At 74.1% G+C, this 21,081-nt stretch carries 19 protein-coding genes; 5 read left to right on the plus strand and 14 right to left on the minus strand.

The features are described from left to right. Positions 1-446: 446 nt before the first annotated feature. Positions 447-1,733 (plus strand): serine--tRNA ligase, encoded by a 1,287-nt coding sequence (gene serS / locus ACN261_RS01525; RefSeq protein ID WP_421483636.1) that lies wholly within the window; start codon positions 447-449, stop codon positions 1,731-1,733. Positions 1,734-1,810: 77 nt separating this feature from the next. Here the strand turns inward: serS and ACN261_RS01530 are convergent, their stop codons facing one another. From ACN261_RS01530 to ACN261_RS01545, 4 genes are read right to left on the minus strand one after another with little or no spacing between them, the layout of a single operon-like run. Continuing rightward, the gene (locus tag ACN261_RS01530; RefSeq protein ID WP_421483637.1) at positions 1,811-2,665 is read right to left on the minus strand and encodes a cytochrome c biogenesis CcdA family protein; all 855 of its coding nucleotides are present in this window, start codon (positions 2,663-2,665) and stop codon (positions 1,811-1,813) included. Beyond that, entirely contained in the window at positions 2,665-3,288 is a 624-nt protein-coding gene (locus tag ACN261_RS01535; RefSeq protein ID WP_421483638.1) for a TlpA family protein disulfide reductase, read from the minus strand. The genes ACN261_RS01530 and ACN261_RS01535 overlap by 1 nt, the downstream gene beginning before the upstream one ends. 21 nt (positions 3,289-3,309) lie before the next feature. Next, the gene (locus ACN261_RS01540) at positions 3,310-4,776 is read right to left on the minus strand and encodes an NADH-ubiquinone oxidoreductase-F iron-sulfur binding region domain-containing protein (RefSeq protein WP_421483639.1); all 1,467 of its coding nucleotides are present in this window, start codon (positions 4,774-4,776) and stop codon (positions 3,310-3,312) included. After that, on the minus strand, positions 4,773-6,623 hold the full coding sequence (locus ACN261_RS01545; protein ID WP_421483640.1) for a hypothetical protein: 1,851 nt from the start codon (positions 6,621-6,623) through the stop codon (positions 4,773-4,775). The genes ACN261_RS01540 and ACN261_RS01545 overlap by 4 nt, the downstream gene beginning before the upstream one ends. 245 nt (positions 6,624-6,868) lie before the next feature. Between ACN261_RS01545 and ACN261_RS01550 the strand changes: the two genes are divergently transcribed. Further along, on the plus strand, positions 6,869-7,756 hold the full coding sequence (locus ACN261_RS01550; RefSeq protein ID WP_421483641.1) for a L,D-transpeptidase: 888 nt from the start codon (positions 6,869-6,871) through the stop codon (positions 7,754-7,756). A gap of 54 nt (positions 7,757-7,810) precedes the next feature. Here the strand turns inward: ACN261_RS01550 and ACN261_RS01555 are convergent, their stop codons facing one another. The 4 genes from ACN261_RS01555 to ACN261_RS01570 are packed head-to-tail and all read right to left on the minus strand — an operon-like array spanning position 7,811 to position 11,384. Next, a complete protein-coding gene (locus ACN261_RS01555; protein ID WP_088647048.1) occupies positions 7,811-8,434 on the minus strand; it encodes a response regulator transcription factor in 624 nt (207 codons plus the stop codon). Further along, positions 8,431-9,585, minus strand: coding sequence for a sensor histidine kinase (locus ACN261_RS01560; protein ID WP_425848006.1), 1,155 nt, complete (start codon positions 9,583-9,585; stop codon positions 8,431-8,433). Before ACN261_RS01560 ends, ACN261_RS01555 begins: the two co-directional genes overlap by 4 nt. Before the next feature lie 58 nt (positions 9,586-9,643). Further along, a complete protein-coding gene (locus ACN261_RS01565) occupies positions 9,644-10,435 on the minus strand; it encodes an ABC transporter permease (RefSeq protein WP_421483643.1) in 792 nt (263 codons plus the stop codon). Position 10,436: 1 nt separating this feature from the next. Continuing rightward, positions 10,437-11,384, minus strand: coding sequence for an ABC transporter ATP-binding protein (locus ACN261_RS01570; protein WP_425848009.1), 948 nt, complete (start codon positions 11,382-11,384; stop codon positions 10,437-10,439). A 286-nt stretch (positions 11,385-11,670) separates the two neighbouring features. Here ACN261_RS01570 and ACN261_RS01575 point away from each other — a divergent pair, with 286 nt between their 5' ends. Next, the gene (locus ACN261_RS01575) at positions 11,671-12,516 is read left to right on the plus strand and encodes an alpha/beta hydrolase (protein WP_421483645.1); all 846 of its coding nucleotides are present in this window, start codon (positions 11,671-11,673) and stop codon (positions 12,514-12,516) included. A gap of 71 nt (positions 12,517-12,587) precedes the next feature. On the opposite strand, the gene ACN261_RS01580 is transcribed toward ACN261_RS01575, so the two are convergent. After that, entirely contained in the window at positions 12,588-14,636 is a 2,049-nt protein-coding gene (locus tag ACN261_RS01580) for a prolyl oligopeptidase family serine peptidase (protein ID WP_425848012.1), read from the minus strand. 119 nt (positions 14,637-14,755) lie between these two features. On the opposite strand from ACN261_RS01580, the gene ACN261_RS01585 reads away from it, so the two are divergent. Beyond that, on the plus strand, positions 14,756-15,889 hold the full coding sequence (locus tag ACN261_RS01585) for a site-2 protease family protein (protein ID WP_421483647.1): 1,134 nt from the start codon (positions 14,756-14,758) through the stop codon (positions 15,887-15,889). Between the two features lie 106 nt (positions 15,890-15,995). Here ACN261_RS01585 and ACN261_RS01590 read toward each other — a convergent pair whose 3' ends face one another. From ACN261_RS01590 to ACN261_RS01600, 3 genes are all read right to left on the minus strand, one after another. Continuing rightward, entirely contained in the window at positions 15,996-16,865 is an 870-nt protein-coding gene (locus ACN261_RS01590; protein WP_425848014.1) for an AraC family transcriptional regulator, read from the minus strand. Between the two features lie 84 nt (positions 16,866-16,949). Then, positions 16,950-18,188, minus strand: coding sequence for an FAD-binding protein (locus ACN261_RS01595; RefSeq protein ID WP_421486892.1), 1,239 nt, complete (start codon positions 18,186-18,188; stop codon positions 16,950-16,952). Positions 18,189-18,193: 5 nt separating this feature from the next. Then, complete coding sequence (locus tag ACN261_RS01600; protein ID WP_425848017.1) at positions 18,194-18,451, minus strand: DivIVA domain-containing protein; 258 nt, start codon at positions 18,449-18,451, stop codon at positions 18,194-18,196. 42 nt (positions 18,452-18,493) lie between these two features. Between ACN261_RS01600 and ACN261_RS01605 the strand changes: the two genes are divergently transcribed. Continuing rightward, positions 18,494-18,850: a thrombospondin type 3 repeat-containing protein gene (locus ACN261_RS01605; protein ID WP_421483650.1), complete on the plus strand. Its 357-nt coding sequence runs from the start codon at positions 18,494-18,496 to the stop codon at positions 18,848-18,850. A 35-nt stretch (positions 18,851-18,885) separates the two neighbouring features. Here ACN261_RS01605 and ACN261_RS01610 read toward each other — a convergent pair whose 3' ends face one another. Further along, positions 18,886-19,815, minus strand: a complete 930-nt coding sequence (locus ACN261_RS01610) for an LLM class F420-dependent oxidoreductase (protein ID WP_421483651.1) — start codon at positions 19,813-19,815, stop codon at positions 18,886-18,888. Between the two features lie 33 nt (positions 19,816-19,848). Next, positions 19,849-21,057: an FAD-dependent monooxygenase gene (locus ACN261_RS01615; protein WP_425848021.1), complete on the minus strand. Its 1,209-nt coding sequence runs from the start codon at positions 21,055-21,057 to the stop codon at positions 19,849-19,851. Positions 21,058-21,081: the final 24 nt, after the last annotated feature.

Below are 21,081 nucleotides of genomic sequence, written 5' to 3' on the forward strand. Positions count from 1 at the left end.
CGGGCAATGCTGCTCGCCGTGCGGTCACACATGGTGACCACTCCTGCTCCCCGCCATTAGTGTTTCGCACGCTTTGCTCTGCTGCCATGACCGCGACAACCACGGCAGGTGACCGTCGCGTCGAGAGCAGCAGAGCAAAGCGTGCGAAGGAGGTTATCCAGGGGGCGCCGCTCCCTGAGAAGTTTTCCCTGCTCATAAGCGCCAGCACGAGGGCGACCCCGCTCAGGGCAGGAAAACGGCCCCGATACCGGTCACCGAGAGTGAGAACAGGAGTTGAACCAGCCCCATCACCTTGGGTAACGACAGAGGTGGCAGCACTCGGCCGGGCCGGGCCCGGGGTGCGGCGGCGCGTTCGCAGGCTCAGACCGGGGCCCGGGGGCCGGCGGGCGCGACGGTAGCATCGGAGGGTCCCACCCTGACCGCCTGGACGGAGCGTACGGAGCAGCATGCTCGACATGGAGTTGATCCGGAAGGATCGCGAGGCGGTGGCCACCGCGCTCGCGAAGCGACTGGATCCCGCCGAGGTCAACCGGGTCCTGGACGACATCCAGCGACTCGACCAGGAACGCCGCGCACTGATCACGGAGATCGACGCCGAGCGGCAGCGCCGCAAGGCCGAGGCCCGGGCGTACGCGCAGGCGAAGCGGGCCGGCACCACGCCGGAGTCCGTCGCGCCGGAGGTCGAGCGTAAGCAGCTCGCCGAGCTGGAGTCCCAGCTCGACGAGGTGCAGTCCCGGCTGCGCGGCACGATGAGCGAGCTGCCCAACCTGCCCGCCGACGACGTGGTGCCCGGCGGCAAGGAGGCCAACCGGGTGGTGAAGACCTTCGGTGCGCCACCGGCCATCGAGAAGATCCGCGACCACGTGGAGCTGAGCCGGGCGCTCGGCTTGGTCGACCACGAGCGGGGCGTCAAGCTCGGCGGTTCGGGCTTCTGGATGTACACCGGCCTGGGTGCCCGGCTGGAGTGGGCGCTGATCAACTGGTTCATCGACGAGCACGTGCGGGCCGGCTACGAGTTCCTGCTCCCGCCGCACCTGCTGCTCGACACCGCCGGTTTCGCCGCCGGCCAGTTCCCCAAGTTCTACGACGACGTCTACCACCTGGACCGGGAGTCCGCCCCGCGCGGGCAGTTCCTGCTGCCCACCTCGGAGACGGCGATCCTCGGCGCCTACCAGGACGAGATCCTGGAGACGTCGAAGCTGCCGCTGAAGGCGTTCGCGTACACCCCCTGCTACCGGCGGGAGGCGGCCGGTTCGCACTCCGACGAGCGCGGCACCGTACGCGGGCACCAGTTCAACAAGGTGGAGATCTTCCAGTTCACCCTGCCCGAGCAGGCCGACGCGGCGCTGGAGGAGATGCTCGCCCACGCGGAGAGCCTGGTCGAGAAGCTGGGCCTGCACTACCAGCGCAGCCTGTTGTCCGCCGGTGACGCCAGCGCCTCGATGAAGAAGACCCTCGACATCGAGGTGTGGATGCCGAGCACCGGCAAGTACAAGGAGGTGTCGTCGGTCTCCTGGGCCGGTGACTACCAGGCCCGCCGGGCCGCCATCCGGTACCGCGAGCCGGGCGGCAAGCAGACCCGCTTCGTGCACACGCTCAACGGTTCGGCGCTGGCCACCAGCCGGCTCTTCCCGGCCATCCTGGAGCAGTTCCAGCAGCCCGACGGTTCGGTGCTGGTGCCCGAGGTGCTCCGCGACCGGCTCGGCACCGACCGGCTCACCCCGCTGCGCTGAGACGTCCGGTGAGGGGCGGGGCCTGCGGGCTCCCGCCCCTCACCGCACCCACCACCCGGCGACGACCGGCCTCACGGTCACACCCGTTCGGTGTCACCGGCCCGGGTGCGGCTGCGGTGCAGCAGCGCCGCCACCCCCAGCAGCACGATGAGCAGCCCGGCGAGCACCGCCGGGCCGGCCGTGTCCAGCGCCGTCACCAGCATCCGTTGGATCCGGGCCGCGCCGACCACCACCGGGTCACCGAAGGCGTCGTGGCGACCCTGGGCGAGGCGGACCTCGTACCAGCCGTACCAGGCGACGTAGCCGCCGGCGACGAGCAGCACCAGGCCGCTGAGCCGGGGCACCCACGCGCCGACGCCGCGCAGCCCACGCACCACCCGGCCGCGCAGCAGCGCCACGCCGAGCGCCGCCACCGCCACCACCAGGCCCATCCCGATCGCGTACGCGACGAACAGCGCCAGCCCGCGCAGGGTCGAGCCGGCCTGGAGGCTGGTCACCACGATCGCCAGGAACGGGGCGATGGAGCAGCTCAGCGACGCCAGCGCGTACGCCATGCCGAACAGCGCCATGGACGGCAGCGAACGGGTCAGCCGGGGGGCGCGGGCCGACGGGCGCGGGGTGGGCAGCCGGCGACCGGCGAGCAGCCACAACCCGAGCGCCAGCAGGCCCAGCCCGAGGGCCACGGTCAGCCAGGGCAGCCGGGGGCGCAGCCAGTCCGCCAACGGTGCGACGGCCAGCCCGAAGGCCCCGAACACCACGACGTACCCGCAGGTCAGGCCGGCCGCAGCGGTGAGTGCCCGGCCGACCGCGCCCCGACCGTCCGCCGGCCCGGCGACCAGCAGCGACAGGTACGCCGGCAGCATCGCGAAGCCGCACGGGTTGACCGCGCCGAGCATCCCGGCGGTCAGCGCGAGCAGCAGCGGGCCGGTCATCAGCCGGCCAGGGCGGCGACCCGGCGGGTGAGGTCCTCGCCGTCGAGGAAGCCCTGGTGGACGACCTTCCCCTCCCGGTCGATGATCAGGAAGGTGCTCTGTTCGACGATCTCGAAGCGCCGCCACAGCGCGCCGGCCCGGTCGTCGATCTGGGTGGTGCCGCCGAGTTCGAACTCGGTGACGAAGCTGCGCATCGCCTTCTGCTCGCCGAGGCCGGCGACCCCGACGATCGGCACGGTGTCCCGGTACTTCGGGGCGATCTCGGCGACCGTCCACGCCTGGCTGGCGCAGGTGGCGCACCAGGGTGCCCAGAACCACAGCACCACCGGGCGGCCGGCCAGCCCGGCGGCGGAGAACGCCGTACCGTCGAGGGTCCTGGCGGTGAAGCGCAGCGCGTCGGGCACCACGGCGGGTGCGCCGGTCGGGGCGGGCGCGGCGGACGACGGCGCTACGGACGACGGTGCGGCGACCGGGACGGCCACCTCGGCGGCCGGCTGCGTCGACGTCGGCCCGACGGCGCAGGCCGAGGCGGCCAGCAGGGTGCCGGCCAGGGTGGCGGCGAGGGCGAGTCGGGCGGCCGGTCGACCCTCCGGCCCGTTGCTGGGTGACGACGACGACCGCATCCGGTGCTCCTCTCGGTGGTGCTACTCGGCCTCGACCAGCCGCAGCGCGAGTTCGGGACAGACCTTGACCGCCTTCATCGCACCTTCCTTCAGCCAGGTCGGCACAGGGGTGGACGGGAAGGCGGGGTAACCGTTGCCGTCGAGCCGGATGAAGTCCGGTACGACGTGGGCGCACAGCCCGTGCCCGTCACAGCGGGACCAGTCCAGGGTGAGCTTGCGGGGGTTGGCGTCGGGCGCTCCGGGCAGCCCCATCACGCCCTTGACCCGCTTGCCGCACCCCTCACCGGTGGTGTGTTGCCGCAGGTCGTCGGCGAACACCTCCATCGCGGAGAGGGCGAAGCGGGAGGTGCCGTCGGGGTGGCTGCACGCGCCCCGGCCCTTCACGTCACCGGCGGCGGCCCGGACCACCTCCACCGGCGCGCTGCCGGAGACCGCCAGGTCGACGGCGCGGGCCAGGTCGGGCAGGCCGCGCTTGCACGGCCCGCACTGGCCGGCGGACTCCCCGGCCAGGTAGCGGACCACCTGGGCGGCCTCGCCCAGCGGGCAGGTGTCCCGGCCGAGCGGGATGATGATGCCGGCGCCGAGGGTGCCGCCGACGCTGGTGAGGCTCTTGCGGGTGATCTCGGCCCGCTGTGCCGCCTCCCAGGTGATCCAGCGGCCGTGGTAGCCGCCCATGAGGATGCCCGGCCCCTCCGGCACCTCGCACAGGTCGAGGATGTCCCGCAGCGGGGTGCCGGCGGCGCACTCCACCACGGCGGCGCGCTTGGCCTGGCCGGTGACGGTGAGCAGCACGGTGCCGGGCTCGTCGTCGGTGCCGAGCGCGGCGTACTCGTACGGGCCGAGCCGGGCGGCGATCGCCACCTGGGCGTACGTCTCGGCGTTGGACAGCAGGGTGGGCAGGTTGCGGACGCCCGAGTCGCTGGACCGTTTCTTGGTGCCCGGCGGGATGTGCGGCAGTCCGTTGATCCCGTTGACCAGCGCACCGCCCTCGCCGGAGATGAACCGGTGCGGCACGGTGACGATGGTGGTGGGCACCGGCATCCGGCGTTCGGCGAGGGCGTCGGTGAGCGAGTCCCGGCCGATCAGGTCGTCGGCGACGCAGAGCACGATCTCCTCGGCGTCCAGCGCGTACGCGGCCAGGGCGGCGCCGTCGAGGATGAGGTGCGGGGCCCGGGTGAGCAGCACCTTGTCCTTCCAGCTCGCCGGTTCCCCCTCGGTGGCGTTGACCACCACCACGGCGGGCAGGTCCTGCCGCTCGCAGGACTCCAGCACCGCCTTGAACTTGCGGTAGAACGGGAAACCCGCCCCGCCCTTGCCCTTGAGCTGGATGGCCTCGGCCAGCCGGAGCAGGTTGGCCGGTTCCATCGGGCCGATCGGCCCGTGTTCCATCTCGTGGGCCATCAGGTCGAGCCGGCCGAACTCGGCGAAGCCGGCGGTGAGCCGGGGCTCGCCGATGCAGGCGACCGGTGGGACCTTCGTGCGCATCACTTGGCCTCACCGCGCAGCCCGGCCCAGTACGCCCCGTCGACGGCGTCCGCGTTGGCCTTGCCCTTGCGCCGGCTGCGGCTGTCGCCGGTGGCCTTGCGGGCCCGCCGGGAGGCCAGGTCGACCAGGGTCGGGGTGTCGTCGACGGGGATGTCGTCGGCGACGTAGCGGGCCGGCGGACGCCAGTAGTCCGGCTCCTCCGGCACGTCGGCCTCGACGCTGTGCCGGCCGGAGCCGCTGCGCGGGGCGGCGGAGATGGGCTCGGCCGAGACGGGCCGGCTGGCGTCCTCCCAGCGGCGCGGGCTGTCCCACGGCTCCTCCGGCTCCTCGGTGCGCCGCCGGGGCGGGGCCGAGTAGCGGGCGGCCACGTCGTCGTCGCGCCGGACCCGGCGACCGGTGGAGACGGGGGCGATGTCCTCCTCGTACCGGGACCGGCGACCGCCCGACACCGGGGCCACGTCCTCCTCGTACCGGGCACGCCGACCACCCGACACCGGGGCCACGTCCTCCTCGTAGCGGGTACGCCGGCCACCGGAGACGGGGGCGACGTCCTCGTCGCGGTCGCGGCGGCGACTGCCGGAGACCGGCGCGACGTCCTCGTCGTAGCGGGACCGGCGACCACCGGAGACGGGGGCCACGTCCTCCTCGTACCGGGCACGCCGACCGCCCGACACCGGCGCGACGTCCTCCTCGTAGCGGGACCGGCGACCACCGGAGACGGGGGCCACGTCCTCCTCGTACCGGGACCGGCGACCACCGGACACCGGGGCGACGTCCTCGTCGCGGCGGCGGGGCCGCTCGTCGCGGTCGTCCCGCTCGACGGTCCGGCGGCGCGCGGCCGGTTCCAGGTCGCGCTCGCGGCGGGGTGCCGGCGCGGTCTCCTGGCTGGTACGACCCCGGCCGCCCCGGACGGGTTCACGCAGGGTGCCCGGTTCGGGGACGACCGGGACGGTGAACCGCTCGGGGTCCCGACGCCGGGCGCTGCCGGTCGGCGCGTTCCAGGACGGGGCGAGGGCGGCCTCGGCCCAACTGCTCCGGGTCTCCTTCTCCTCCTCCTTCTTGCGGCCGAGCCCGGTGAGCAGCGTCCGGCCCTTGCCCTCGTCGACGCCCTTGCCGGTCATGGCCTTGTTCAGCGCGGCGGCCTGCTGCTGTTCGCGGCTGCGCTTGCCGAGGTAGACCGACAGCCGCACCATCAGCGCCACCACCACCAGCAGGACGCAGGCCAGGTAGCTCAGCACCACCCAGGACTTGGCGGCGCGTCCGGCGTTGAGGCCGTGGAACAGGGCGAACGGCCAGGACAGGTACGCCAGGGAGTGCAGGCTGCGCCAGAACCACTTGGGCCCGACCCCGGCGAAGCGGACCCGGACGATGCCGGTCCACAGCACGCTCACCATGAGGAAGGCGGCCACCGTGCCGAGCCCGACGTAGAGCCCGCTGCCACCGATGAACGGCACCACGGCGTCGGTGGGTCCGGCCCGACCGATGGCGATCTTGGTGATGACGTGGAAGACCAGGCCGACGACGCCGAGGATGCCGGTGGCCCGGTGCGCGGACTGCAGGAGCACCCGGTGCCGGATCATGAGGACCAGCCGGTCGGTGGCGAGCAGGCCCATCATCACGGTGAGGCTGAGCGACACCAGGGCGACCACCCCGGCGAAGAACTCGGTGAAGAAGAAGCCGTACGCGTACATCGCCGCGCCGTTGCCGGTCATCTCGACCCCGGCCCACAGCAGCCCCAGCGCGGACGCCACCATCAGCGCCATCGTGCCCTTCGACACTGTCCGGACACCACGGCTGCTGGTGGAGGTCCGGACGGTCGCCGCCTTCTCGTTCTGCTGTGCCCGGGCCATCTGCTCCTCGATCGTCTAACGGCGGCGCCACCACCGGCCGACCCTGCTCCCACCTCCAGTACGGACCTCCGGCGCGTACGGATCAGTGCCGCCGCCGAAAATTCTCGGCGGATCGTCGAACCACCCCGGTCCGGGACGCGTGTAAGGCTCGGCGTACGACGTCCCGGCGCGTGGACGGCCGGGGATCGGGGGCCCGTCGGGACGATTCGCACCGGGTGGAGCTACCTGCCCCTTAGAGTGGTTTCGTGGCTTTTGACCGGATGATCGATCGGTGGGGCCGGGGGCCGCTCGTCGCCGTCGTCGGCGTACCGGCCCTGCTGGTGACGGCCCTGCTCGTCGGGGTGGCGCTGCGCTCCGACGCACCCGCCCCGACCCGCCGGGCGGCGGCCCCGCCACCGACCGTGGCCGTCCCGCACGAGGACGAGACCGTGCCGCCCGCCGCGCCGGCCCCGCCCGGCCTACCCGTGATCGACTACGACCCGGCCCCCGCCGGTTTCCCGGCCGACCCGCAGCCGCTCGACGTCACCCCGTTGACCGAGGGCGTCACCCCGACCCGGAACATCGCCGCGTACGACGCACCGGGCGGACGCCCCCGCGCCCTGCTCGCCCCCACCATCAGCGGGGTGGAGCTGACCATGCCGGTGGTGCAGCGGCGTACCGGCTGGACGGCGGTCCTGCTGCCCTCGGCGAGCCGTCGACTGGCCTGGCTGCCCGACGGGGGCTGGAGTCCGGTCGTCCTGCGCGACCAGATCGTGGTGCAGCGGCGCACCCACCAGCTCACCTGGTACCGGCACGGCCGGCCGGTGCACACCTGGCCGGTCAGCCTCGGCCAGCCCGGCCAGGAGACCCCCCTCGGCCGCACCTTCATCCTCGGCACCACGCCACCCCCCGAACCGGTCTACGGCGGGGTGGACGTCTTCGCCCTCGGCGCCGTCCCCGACGACCCGGAGGCGGTACCCACCGGGCTGCGGGGCGCGCACATCGGCCTGCACAGCTGGCAGGACGACGACACCCTCGGCGAGGACGTCACCAACGGCTGCATCCGGCTGACCCGCAGCGCCCAGCGGACCCTCCTCGACGAGGTACGCCCCGGCACCGAACTCGTCGTCGTCGACGCCCTGACCACGTCCTGAGCCCGGTCGCCCCGCACCGCCACCACCGCGACCGCCCGGCACCGCGACGCCGGTTCAGTCGCCGAGCAGCCAGCCGTTCTGTTCGGCGAGCCGGACGGCGGTGGCCCGGTTGCGGGCGCCGGTCTTGCCGATCGCCGCCGACAGGTGGTTGCGGACCGTCCCCTCGGACAGGTGCAGCGCCGCCGCCAGGTCGGCCACCGTGCCACCGCCCCGGGCCGCCCGCAGCACCGCCGTCTCCCGTTCGGTCAACGGGCTCGTCCCCGCCGCGAGGGTCTCCGCCGCCAGCGCCGGGTCGACCACCCGCAGCCCGGCGTGCACCCGGCGGACCGCGTCGGCGAGTTGCCGGGCCGGGGTGTCCTTGACCACGAAGCCGCCCGCCCCGGCCTCCATCGCCCGTCGCAGGTAGCCGGGCCGGCCGAAGGTGGTCACCACCAGCACCCGGCAGCCGGGCAGCGCGGCCCGCAGCGCGGCGGTCGCGGCGATCCCGTCCAGCCCCGGCATCTCCACGTCGAGCAGCGCCACGTCCGGGCCGGTACGGCGGGCCGCGTCCACCACCTCGTCGCCCCGACCCACCTCGGCCACCACGTCGAGATCCGGTTCCAGCGACAGCAGCGCGGCGAGCGCACCCCGGACCAGCGCCTGGTCGTCGGCGAGCAGCAGCCGGATCGGGTCGCTCACCGCTGCTCCACCGGCACGGTGACCCGCAGCAGGAACCCGGTGCCGTCCGGCCGCCGGCCGACCGTCACGGTGCCGTCGAGCCGTCGGACGCGTTCCCGCAGGCCGAGCAGCCCGTGCCCGCCGTCGCCGGCCGGCTGCGGGCCGGCCCCACCGTCGCCGGCCGGGCCGCACCCGTCGTCGGCGATCTCCACCCGGTCCGGGTGCACCCGGATCACGCACCGCCGCGCGCCGCTGTGCCGCACCACGTTGGTCACTCCCTCCCGGACCGCCCAGCCGAACAGTTCCTCCCGCGCCGCCGGCAGCGCCGGCAGGTCGTCGGGCAGGTCACCGTCGATGCCCGCCGCCGCCAGCGCCGTCCGGGCGCCGGCCAGCTCGCCGCTCAGGCTGATCTCCCGGTACGCCCCGACGGTACGCCGTACGTCGGCCAGCGCCTGCCGGGCCAGCCGCTCGACGTCGGCGATCTCGGTGCCGGCGCGGGCCGGGTCCAGCTCCAGCAGCCGCCCGGCCAGCTCCGCCTTGACCGCCACCACGGTCAGCGAGTGCCCGAGGATGTCGTGCAGGTCGCGGGCGGTGCGGGCGCGTTCCTCGGCGACCGCGAGCCGGCGGATCTCGGCCTGGGCGGCCCGCAGTTCGCCGTTGCGCTGCGCCAGCCGGCTCACCCCGAACATGGCGAACGAGGCGAGCAGCACCGCGAAGACGACGGTGCTCTCCGCCTGCCAGCCGGGCACCAGCGCGGCGGCGACAGGTGGGGTCAGCGCGCACAGCACGACCACCACCAGGGCGTCCACCGGGGGCAGCAGGAACACCGCCGCCGCCGCGACGAAGACCAGGGTGGTCAGCCAGTCCCCCGCGGTGCCGGGGATGCCGGCCAGGCCGAACGCGAGCAGCAGCCCCACCGACGCCCGCGCCCGACCGACCGGGATCGGCCGGTGCGCCTGACGCAGGCCGCGCGCCCACTGGAAGATCAGCACGTAGAGCACGCCGAAGACGACCAGGGTGCCCACCCCCACCGCCCGCCGCCAGGGTTGCGCCTGGTGTACGGCGGTGAACAGCGGAATGTTGAGGAAGAACAGCCACACCCCGGCGAGCAGCCAGCCGGTGACCCGCCAGCGGCGGGTCACCGGCGACGGCCTGTCGAACGGGAGGTCCATCGGGTCCACGCTAGTCCCCGCCGGCCAGTGTCCAGGCCCACCGGTGCCGGGCCACCGCTCAGACCCGCCGGGTGTCGCGGCGGAACAGCCGGGCCGCGCCGAGGGCGAAGCCCGCCGTCCAGCCGAGCAGGTTGACGAGCACCCCGACGCTCACCGGGTCACCGGTCAGCGGCGCGCGGGCCAGTTGACCCACCCCCCACACGGGGGTGAACTGGGCGATCCGCTGCATCACGTCGGGCAGCATCTCCACCGGCAGGAACAGGCCGCCGAACATGGCGAGCAGGGCGAGCACCGGCCCCATGAACTGCATGACGTTCTCGGCCGGGCCGAGGTAGCCGATGAGCAGGCCCAGCGCGGCGAAGACCAGCGAGCCGAGCCAGGCCGCCGACCCGGCCAGCAGCCAGACGGACACCGGCAGCCGGACCCCGGCGGCGGCCCCGACCGCGAACTCGATCACGACCGCGACCAGCCCGAGCACCATCGCCGTGGCGACCTTCGTGGCGACGTACGCGGCCGGGTGCAGCGGGGTGAGCCGGAGCTGACGGCTCCAGCCCAGGGCCCGTTCCGTGGCGACCGCCGCGCCCGCGCTGGTGGTGGCCACCATCGCCCCGTAGACGGCGAGGCTGACCATGATCCAGGCGAGCACCTGCCGGCCGTTGGGCAGTGTCTCGCCGCGCTGCGGCAGCCCGAACAGCAGGAAGAACACCGCCGGCATGACCATCGTGAACAGCAGGGTCCGCCGGTTGCGCAGCACCCGGCGCATCTCGATCAGCAGCACCGTCGGGGAGAACCCGCCGAGGGCCGGCGGCCGGCGGTCCGCGGTGGGGGTGGTCAGGGCGGAGGTGGTCATCTCAGGCTCCAACGGTCGCGGTGGGGGCGGCTTCGGCGGGGTTGGCGTCGGGCGGGGTGGCGTCGGTGGCGGTCAGGGCCAGGAAGGCGTCCTCCAGGTTGCGGGAGGTGATCTCCAGGTCCCGGGCGGCGGTGCGGGTGAGCAGGTGCCGGGCGACGGCGTCCGAGTCGCCGGTACGGATCAGCACGGCGTCGCCGCGTACCTCGACGGCCTCCACGCCGGGCAGCGCGGCCAGGCCGGACTGGTCGGCGTCGGGCAGGGTGGCCCGGACGATCCGGCCGGCGGCCAGGTTCTTGATCTCGGCGGTGGTGCCGTCGGCGACCACCCGGCCCTGCCGGACCAGCACGATCCGGTCGGCGTACGCGTCGGCCTCGTCGAGGTAGTGGGTGGCGAAGATGATCGTCCGGCCGGACCGGGCGTCGGCCCGGATCGCCTGCCAGAAGTCGCGTCGTCCCTCGACGTCCATGCCGGTGGTCGGCTCGTCGAGGACCATCACGTCCGGATCGGAGAGCAGGGCCAACGCGAACCGCAGCCGCTGCTGCTGGCCCCCGGAACACTTCCCGACGAGCCGGTCGGCCAGGTCGGCGATCCCGGCCCGGGTCAGCACCTCGGTGACCGGCCGGGTCCGGCCGAAGAAGGACGCGGTCATCCGTACCGTCTCGGCGACGGTGAGATCCTTGAGCAGGCCGCCGCTCTGCATGACGGCGGCGACCCGGCCGTGGCGGACGGCCTCGGCGGGGGTGCCGCCGAGCAGCCGGACCTCCCCGGCGTCGGGACGGGCCAGGCCGAGCAGCATGTCGATCGTGGTGGTCTTGCCGGCGCCGTTGGGGCCGAGAAAGGCCACCACCTCGCCCGGGTGGATGGTCAGGTCGAGCCCGTCGACGGCGGTCACCGGCCCGAAGCTCTTCCGCAGGCCGCTCAACTCGACGGCCGGACACTCACTTCTCATGCCACCGAGCGTGCGCCCGCCGGCCGGCTCCTTCCCGGCCCGCCCGTCACCTTCCACCCGTGACAAATGTCAGCGGTGTCGCACCCGGTGTCCGTTCCGCGCCGGAGTCGTATGCCTGCTGGGCATTTTTATGCCTGACAGGAATGTCGGTCTCCCACCATCCGGCGTCCCGCACCCGGCACCGTTCGCCCCTCATCCCGGGCGGACAGGCGGGTCCCGGCGTGGGGCATCGGGCGGTGGAAGGTGGGTATGCCGCCGCAGTCGCGGCGAGGTCGGGGAGGACCGCATGGGGAACGCGTCGAACGAACAGGTCGACACGGTGGTGCTCGTGCACGGGCTGTGGATGACACCACGCAGTTGGGAGGGGTGGGTCGAGCGGTACGAGGCACGCGGGTTCCGGGTGCTCGCCCCCGCCTGGCCCGGCTTCGACCGGGAGGTGACCGCGCTGCGCGCCGACCCCGGCACGATCGCCGGCACCACCCTGCGGCAGATCATCGACCACTACGCGGCGGTGATCCGCGAGCTGCCCGGCGCACCGATCGTGATCGGCCACTCGTTCGGTGGCCTGGTCGCCCAGGTGCTGGCCGACCGGGGGCTCGGTGCGGCCGTCGTGGCGGTCGCGTCCGCACCGGTCAAGGGGGTGCTCCGGCTACCGATCAGCACGCTGCGGGCGTCGTACCCGGTGCTGCGCAGCCCGGTCAACCGGCACCGGGGGGTGCAGATCAGCCCGGACGAGTTCCGGTACGCCTTCGGCAACACCCTCCAGCCGGACGACTCCGACCGGGCCTGGCGGCGCTACGCCGTCCCCGCCGCCGGGCACGTGCTGTTCGAGGGGGCGTTCGCCAACCTCGATCCGCACTCCGCCGCGACCGTCGACACCGGCCGCGACGACCGGCCGCCGCTGCTGCTGATCGCCGGTGGCGAGGACCATGTCGCCCCGCCGTCGCTGGTCAAGGCGAACGCCGGGCTCTACCAGAAGTCGCGGGCGGTCACCGCGTACCACGAGTTCCCCGGCCGCTCCCACTTCACGGTGGGCGAGCCGGGCTGGGAGGCGGTCGCCGACTACGCCCTGGACTGGGCGACCCGGATGGCGCAGGCCCCGGCGACGGCGGGCGGCCCGTCCCGCCGCTGACCTCAGACGAACCCCGGCCACGGTCGTCCGGATCCCGGTCGCACACCCCCGGCTCTTCGGTCCCGTCGCCGTCACGACCCGCCGTCACCGCCGCTCAGTCGCTGCCACAGGAAGCGCAGCGTCAACGCCGACAGGAACGCCCGCTGCTCGTTGTTGCTCGCCGCGCCGTGCCCGCCCTCGACGTTCTCGTAGTACGACACGTCCTGGCCGTGCGCGCTCAGCAGGGCGGCCATCTTCCGGGCGTGCCCCGGGTGCACCCGGTCGTCGCGGGTCGAGGTGACGAACAGGACCGGCGGGTACGTCACCCCCGGCCGCACGTTGTGGTACGGCGAGTACCCCCGCAGGAACGCCCAGTCGGCCGGGTCGTCCGGGTCGCCGTACTCGGCCGTCCAGGAGGCGCCGGCGAGCAGCAGGTGGTAGCGGCGCATGTCCAGCAGCGGCACGTTCGCCACCACCGCGCCGACCAGCGTGGGGTAGCGGGTCAGCACCGCCCCCATCAGCAGCCCGCCGTTGCTGCCGCCCTCGATTCCGAGCTGCGGCGCGGTGGTGATCCCCCGAGCCACCAGGTCGGTGGCGACGGCGGCGAAGTCCTCGTACGCCCGGGGGCGGTTCTCGCGTAGCGCCGCCCGGTGCCAGCGCGGGCCGTACTCCCCGCCGCCCCGGATGTTCGCCACCACGTAGGTGCCGCCCCGGGCCAACCAGCCCCGGCCGAGCACCCCGTCGTAGTGCGGCGTCAGCGAGACCTCGAACCCGCCGTACCCGGTGAGCAGGGTCGGCCCGGCGGCGGCCGTCGGGTCGCCGACCACGGAGTACGGCACCCGGGTGCCGTCGGCGGAGGTGGCGAAGAACTGGCGCACGGTCAGGCCGGTGGCGTCGAAGAACGCCGGCTCCCGCTTGAGGGTCTCGACCGGTCCGCCGACGCGGCCCAGCCGCAGGGACGCCGGCCGCAGGTAGCCGGTGGAGGCGATCAGGTAGTCGTCGCCGAGGTCCGGGTCGGTGTCCACGATCCAGGGCTCGTCGCCCTCCGGCACCCCGGCCAGCGGCGTCCGCCGCCAGCCCGACGCGCCGTCGGGGGTCAGCAACTCCAACCGCCGGTGTACGTCGACCAGGGTGGCCAGGATCAGGTGGTGCCGGGTCCAGACGTGGTAGCCCAACGCGGTCCGCTCGTCGGGCTCGAACAGCACGGTGAGGTCGCGGCCCCCGGCGACGAAGTCGTCGAACCGGGTCGCCAGCAGCGCCCCGGCCGGGTGGGTGACCCCGGCGACCTCCCACGGGGTACGCAGCCGGACCAGCAGCCACTCCCGGTGCACGTCCCACTGGGCGTCCTCGGGCACCGGCACCGGGACCTGCCCGCCGTCGGGGGTCAGCAGGAAGCTGCGGGTCCGGTAGAAGTCCAGGCTGCGGCCGACGAAGTCCCGTTCGTACCCGGGTGTCGGGTCGTGCGAGGCGTACGCGGAGACGTCGTCGGCCTGCCCCTCGTAGACGATCTCGGCCTCGCTCACCGGGGTGCCCCGCCGCCACCGGCGGATCACCCTCGGGTAGCCGGAGACGGTCAGCGAGCCGGGGCCGAGGTCGGTGCCGACGTAGATCTGGTCGGCGTCGATCCAGGTGACGTCGCTCTTGGCCTCGGCGAGGGTGAACCCGTCGGGCACGAAGGCGCGGGTGTCGAGGTCGTACTCGCGGACCACCACCGCGTCCTTGCCGCCCCGGGACAGGCTGACCAGGCAGCGGCGGTGGCCGGGCCGCAGCACCGTCACCCCGTCCCAGACCCAGTTCTCGTCCTCGGCGGCGGCCAGCGCGTCCAGGTCGAGCAGCACGTCCCAGGCCGGCTCGGGCCGCCGGTACTCCGCGAGCGTGGTACGCCGCCACAGCCCCCGGGGGTGCGCCGCGTCCCGCCAGTAGTCGTAGTAGAACCCGTCACCACGCCAGCCCGGGTACGGGATGCGGTCGTCGGCGTCGAGCACCTGCCGGATCTCGGCCTGCATCGCGACGAACGCGTCGTCGCCGGTCAGCGCCGCGACTGTCGCCGCGTTTCGCTCACGGACCCAGGCGGCGGCCGGCTCCGCGTCCAGCTCCTCCAACCAGCGGTACGGGTCGTCGCCCTCATCGATCAGCGTCACCCCGTCCAGTATTCCCGACCGGTCAACCCGCCCTCGACCCTGGCCCTGACCGGGCCCGGACGCGGGGACCCGTCGCGCCGGCCTGGCATGGGCGCGGCAGCGCCGGGTATGAGCGGGGCATGAGGGCGAGCTTCCGGCTTGGCCGGATCGCGGGGGTACCCGTCGGGGTCAACTGGAGCGTCCTGGTCATCTTCGTGCTGATCGCGTGGGTGCTGTCGGCCAACCAGTTCCCCCGCTCGTACCCCGACCGGCCCGGCTGGGCGTACCTGCTGGCCGGGCTCGCGGCGGCGGTGGTCTTCTTCGTCGGCCTGCTGGCCCACGAGGTGTCGCACGCGGTGGTGGCGAAACGCAACGGCCTCCAGGTGGAGGGGATCACGCTGTGGCTGTTCGGCGGCGTCGCGGAACTGCGCGGCGAGCCCGCCGACCCGGGCGCGGAGCTGCGTATCTCCGGGGTCGGCCCGCTGGTCAGCCTGCTTCTCGGGGTGTTCTTCGGGGCGATCGCGGTGCTGCTGGCGCTGGCCGGGCAGGAGGGGCTGCTGCTCGGCTCGGTGTCCTGGCTGGCCGGGATCAACGTGCTGCTGGCGGTGTTCAACATCCTGCCGGCCGCCCCGCTCGACGGGGGCCGGTTGCTACGCGCCGCCGTGTGGAAGGCCACCGGCGACCGGGTCAGGGCGTCGGTGGTGGCCGCCCGCGCCGGCTGGGTGCTCGGCGTGCTGCTGATCGGCCTGGGCATCTGGCAGTTCCTGGCCGGCTACGGGGTGGGCGGGCTGTGGCTGGCGCTGATCGGCTGGTTCCTGATCGGCGCGGCCGGGATGGAGGAGCGCCAGGCCCGGCTGGGCAGCGCGCTGACCGGCGTGCGGGTCGGTGAGGTGATGACCCCGCAGCCGCAGACCGCGTCGGCGGAGATGACCGTCGCCGACTTCGTCGACCACTACCTGTTCGCCTACCGGCACACGGCGCTGCCGTTGACCGAGGACGGCCGACCGGTCGGCCTGGTCACCCTGGACCGGGTACGCGGCGTGCCGCCCGACCGGCGGGCCGCCACCACGCTGGCCGAGGTCGCCTGCCGGGCCGACGACCTGGTGTTGGCCCGGCCGGAGGAGCAGCTCAACGACCTGCTCCCCCGCCTCAGCGAGTGCTCCGACGGCCGCGCCCTGGTGGTGACCGGCGACCAACTCGTCGGCATCGTCTCCCCCAGCGACATCAGCCGCGCCGTCCAACGCAGCACCCTGCACCCCCACCCCACCGGGTGACCGCCGGGCCGCCGCGCCCGGCCGCCCGCCGGGCGGTCCGCAACTGGGCCGATGTTGCGGCATCCGCAGCATGCAGACCACGCAACATCGCCGACAATGGTGTCGATCAGGGAGTGCCGGCCCGCTCCACCGGGATCCACAGCTCGGCGTCGGCGTGAGTGCCACCGGCCGCGATGCGGACACTGGAGATCTCCGGGCCCGGCCGGCTCCGGTACGGGTTCGACGGGAACCACTGGGTGAACACGTCCCGCCACAGGTGCTGCACGGCCGCCGGGAACTCCCCGGAGGCCGCGAAGACCGCCCAGGTCCCCGCCGGCACGTCGAGCGCCTCCAGGTCGTCCGGCACGTCCGCACCGGTCACCGCGCCGTACCAGTAGTCCAGCTCGACACCCTCGGACCGGTCCTCACCGAGCAGGTCGCTGACGTTGACGATGCCCGCCGGCTCCTGGTCGGACAGGGCCTCGATGCGGGCCGTCGTCTCCGCCGGGATGCCCCTGACGAACGCCACGATCGCCGGGTTCATCCCCTCGTGCACCAGGGGCACCCGGGCCCGCCGACCCACCAGTCGGAACGCCGGCTTCTCCACCACCCGGTACCGCATGCTGCCACTCCCCTCGACGACGAGCCGGAAGGACAACCGCTGCTGGGAGTGCAACACGGCCCCCGTACGCCGCGCCTCACCCGGCCCGATGCCGTGCATCGCCCGGAACGCGCGGGTGAACGCCTCGGTCGAGCCGTACCCGTGGCGGACCGCTACGTCGAGCAACGTCCGCTCACCCGCAAGCACCTCGGCCGCCGCGACGGTGAGCCGCCGCCTGCGGACGTACTCCGACAGGGGCATCCCGGCCAACGCCGAGAACATCCGCCGGAAGTGGTACTCCGAGGTGAGGGTGATCCGCGCCAGATCGGCCACCTCGACCGGTGCGTCGAGGTGCCGTTCCACGTACGCCAGGGCCTCGTTCAGCCGCTCCAGCACCTGATCTCCTTCCGCGTGCCTGACCCACGCTAGGCAACCGGGAACTGCCGGACCCGACTTCCGGTGCCCGCTGCGGTCGGGTGGTCAGGCGCGGGGGAAGTAGTGGTCGAGCAGGTCGGTGCGGAACACCCCGGCCGGGTCCAGCTCGGTGAGCAGGGCGGCGAAGTCGGCGTACCGGGGGAAGGTGGCGGCGACGACGGCCGGGTCGAGGGTGAAGACCTTGCCCCAGTGCGGCCGGGGGTCGAACGGGGCGAGCCGGGACTCGATCTCGGCCAGCACCGGCTGCACCGCCGCCGCGTCGTCGACCCAGGTGAAGTGCACGGCAAGCGTGTCGCGCCCCTGGTTGGGGCTGAGCCACAGCTCGTCGGCGGCGACGGTGCGCAGCTCGCAGATCTGCAACACCGGCGCGATCCGCTCCCGCATCCCGGCCAGCGCGGCGAGCGCCCCGACCCCGGCCGAGCGGGGCAGGTGGTACTCGGACTGGAGTTCGTCGCCGCTGCTGGGCAGGAAGCCGAGCCGGAAGTGCGGCAACCGCTCGTGCCACGGGCCGGGCTCGCCGAACTGCGGGGTGCAGCTCACCGGGTCCATTCCGGGCACCGGGTGCGCCGGCCGGTCGGCCGGGGTGGTGCCGAGCCAGTCCGGCTCCGGCGGCGGGGCGTCGGCGAGCTGCTTGCGCCAGACCTGGTCGATGTCCGTCGAGCGCCAGGTGGTGAACCCGCTGACGCTGTACGCCGAGGCGAGCGCAGTGTCCAGCGCGCCGACGGGCAGGTCCTCGCGGACGTACTGGCGGACGGTGAAGGTGGGCAGCACGTCCAGGGTGACCCGGGTGACCACGCCCAGTGCGCCCAGCGACACGACCATGCCGGCGAACCGGTCACCGGCGGACCGGTCGACGGTGAGCACGTCCCCGTCGGCGGTGACCAGTTCGAGACCGGCCACGGCGGCGGCCAGGTTGCGGTTGCCGTCGCCGGAGCCGTGGGTGCCGGTGGCGACCGCCCCGGCCACCGAGATGTGCGGCAGCGAGGCGAGGTTGGCCAGGGCCAGCCCCTGCTCGTGCAGCCGGGTCGCCACGTCCCCGTAGCGCAGCCCGGCGGCGACGGTGACGGTGCCGCGTTCCCGGTCGACCTCGACGGTGGGCGGCAACCCGGCCAGCGAGACCAGGTCGCCGGTGGTGTCGCCGATCCGGTTGAACGAGTGGCCGCTGCCGACCGCCCGCACCCGGTCACTGCCGGCGACCAGCCGGCGCAGCTCGTCGAGGGTGGTCGGCCGGTGGAAGGCACGGGCGGCGTAGTGCACGTTGCCGGCCCAGTTGTGCCGGGGCACCCCGCTCACGCGTCGTCGCCCTCGGTCAGCGCCGCGTGCAGGTCGTCCAGCGCCGCGTCGACCTGCCCGACGTCGTAGCCGCGCGGGCTGACCGGCAGGCCCTGCGCCCTGGCGGCGGCCAGCTCGTCGCGGGTCGGCCGGCCTCGCGCCGGGTCGTCCGAGTCCAGTGCCGCGCGGGCGTGTCCCACCAGTGTGTCGACCACGTCGGAACTGTACCCGCGCAGTCCGACGCCGAACTCGGTGAGCGCGGTCCGGTGCACCATCCGGCACGGTTGTCGACGGCGTCCACGGGGAACCATGGCGCGATGAGCAGCTACCGCGACCCGATCCTGCACGGCGACGTCTACCCGTCCGAGGAGGAGATCGACCCGACCGGGGTCGGCCTGGAGCCGGCGAGCGCCCCGCCGTCGGCGTACCCGGACCGGACGGGACCAACGACGGCACCGGCACCCCGGGTGGCACCGGGCGGGGCGCACTCGATCGTCACCCACCACCTGGACGGCTCGACGCAGGTGGTGACCGACCTGGACGGGGACGGGATCGCCGACGTGGTCCAGTTCGACCTGGACGGCGACGGCGTACCGGACATCACCTACCTGGACAGCGACCGGGACGGCCGGTTGGACACGGTGCTGCGCGAGCCGGGCGCCCGCCGCCACTGACCGTCCCGGCCGGCCGCCATGGGTGGCCGGCCGGGTCACAGCTGGGGCATCACCTCGGCGGCGACCAGTTCCAGCTGGTCCAGGTCGGCCAGGTCGAGCACCTGCAGGTAGATCCGCTCGCTGCCCGCCTCGGCGTACCGGCCGATCGTGTCGACCACCTCGGCGGGGGTGCCGGCGACGCCGTTCTGCCGCAGCTCGGCCGGTTCCCGACCGATCACGGCGGCCCGGCGGGCCACCTCGGCGTCGTCCCGGCCGCAGCAGAGCACCAGCGCGTTGGACCAGCGCAGGCTGCCCGGGTCGCGGCCCGCCTCGGCGCAGGCCGCGCGGACCCGGCCGAACTGGGCCACCGTCTCCTCGACCGAGACGAAGGGCAGGTTGAACTCGTCGGCGTAGCGGGCGGCCAGGCGCGGGGTGCGCCTGGGTCCCTTGCCGCCGAGCAGGATCGGCGGGCGGGGCTGCTGCACCGGCTTGGGCAGTGCCGGGGAGTTGCTGACCGGGTAGTGCTTCCCGGCGTGGTCGAACCGCTCACCGGCCGGGGTCGCCCACAGCCCGGTGATGACGGCGAGTTGCTCCTCCAGCCGGTCGAAGCGCTCCCCCACCGGCGGGAACGGGATGCCGTAGGCGGTGTGCTCCTCGGCGAACCAGCCGGCGCCGATGCCCAGCTCGACCCGGCCGCCGCTCATCTGGTCGACCTGGGCGACGGTGATCGCCAGCGGACCGGGCAGCCGGAAGGTGGCCGCCGTGACCAGTGTGCCGAGCCGGATCCGGGTGGTGTCCCGGGCCAGCCCGGCCAGGGTGGTCCAGGCGTCGGTGGGGCCGGGTTCGCCGGTGGACGACCCCATCGCCACGTAGTGGTCGGAGCGGAAGAACGCACCGTAGCCGGCGTCCTCGGCGGCGCGGGCCACCGTGAGCAGTTGGTCGTAGGTGGCGCCCTGCTGGGGCTCGGTGAAGATCCGCAGTTCCATGCCCCGAGCATAGGGAGCCGGGCGGTCGGCCGCTCAGGCTCCGCCGGGCACGCCCGGGTCGGACAGGGTGATCGCGGTCGCCGCCCGGCGGATCGGCTCGGTCACCCGGCGGATCATCCGTTCCCGGCCGGGCAGCCGGGGCAGCAGCCGCAGCATCGTCAGCTGGACGCGGATCTGGGCGGTCGAACCGAGCACCATCCCACGCAGGTTGCGCTCGGCCAACTCCTGATTGGCCCGGACGAAGGGACGCAGTTGCCGTTCGTGGTCGGCGAATCCGGCGCCCGGGTCCCCGCCGGCCCGGGCCAACGCCGCCGCCAGCGTGTACGCCCCGACCAGGCCGAGGCTGGTGCCCTGGCCGGAGGCGGGTGACGGTCCGTACGCGGCGTCCCCGACCAGCGCGATCCGGCCGGTGGACCAGTGGTCCATCCGCACCTGGCTGATGGCGTCGAGATAGAGGTCGTCGGCGTCGGCGGCTGCGGCGAGCAGCCGGGGCACCTGCCAGCCGAGACCGGCGAACTCCCGGGCCAGCAGCGCGTGACGCCCGGCGGCGTCGCCGGGGGCGGGGACCTCGGCCGGGGACCGGAAGAGGAACAGGGCGCGGGCGTCGGGGGCGCCCGCGGTGCGGTAGACGCCGACGCTGCGGCCCGGGGCGACGTGCATCAGTTCGGTGCGGTCGAGGCCGAACCCGGCCGGCACGGTGCACACGGCGATGTGGTGGCCGAGCGGGCGTACCGGGTCCGGGTCGTTGCCGAAGGCCAGCCGGCGCACCTGCGAGTGCAGCCCGTCCGCCCCGATCACCAGGTCGAACGTCTGCCGGTGGCCGCTGGCGAAGACCACCCGCACCGCGTCGGCGGTCGGGGTGAGGGTGGTGATCGAGTCGCCGAGCAGGAGGGGGACGTCGGTGGTGGCTCCGGCCAGGATGTCGACCAGGTCGCCGCGCATGATCTCGACGTCGTCGCCCTCCCGCCCGCCGAAGAGGCTGGCGTCCATGGCGGCGAGGGTGTCGCCCCGGGAGTCGACGAACCGGGTCCGGAGCATGCCGGTGTCGCGCCGTCGGACCTGGCCGCCCAGCCCCATCCGGTCGACCACCTCCAGGGCCACACCGCGGATGTCGACCTTGTAGCCGCCTGCGCGCAGCGCGGGGGCCCGCTCGACGACGGTCGGCCGGAACCCGTGCCGGCGCAGCCACCAGGCGAGGGTGAGGCCGGCGACGCCACCACCGGAGATCAGGACGTTCGTCATGCAGGCAATAGTACGAACGTGTCA

This window comes from Micromonospora sp. WMMD723 (assembly GCF_049863385.1).
In the GTDB taxonomy this organism is placed as follows: Bacteria; Actinomycetota; Actinomycetes; order Mycobacteriales; family Micromonosporaceae; genus Micromonospora; species Micromonospora wenchangensis.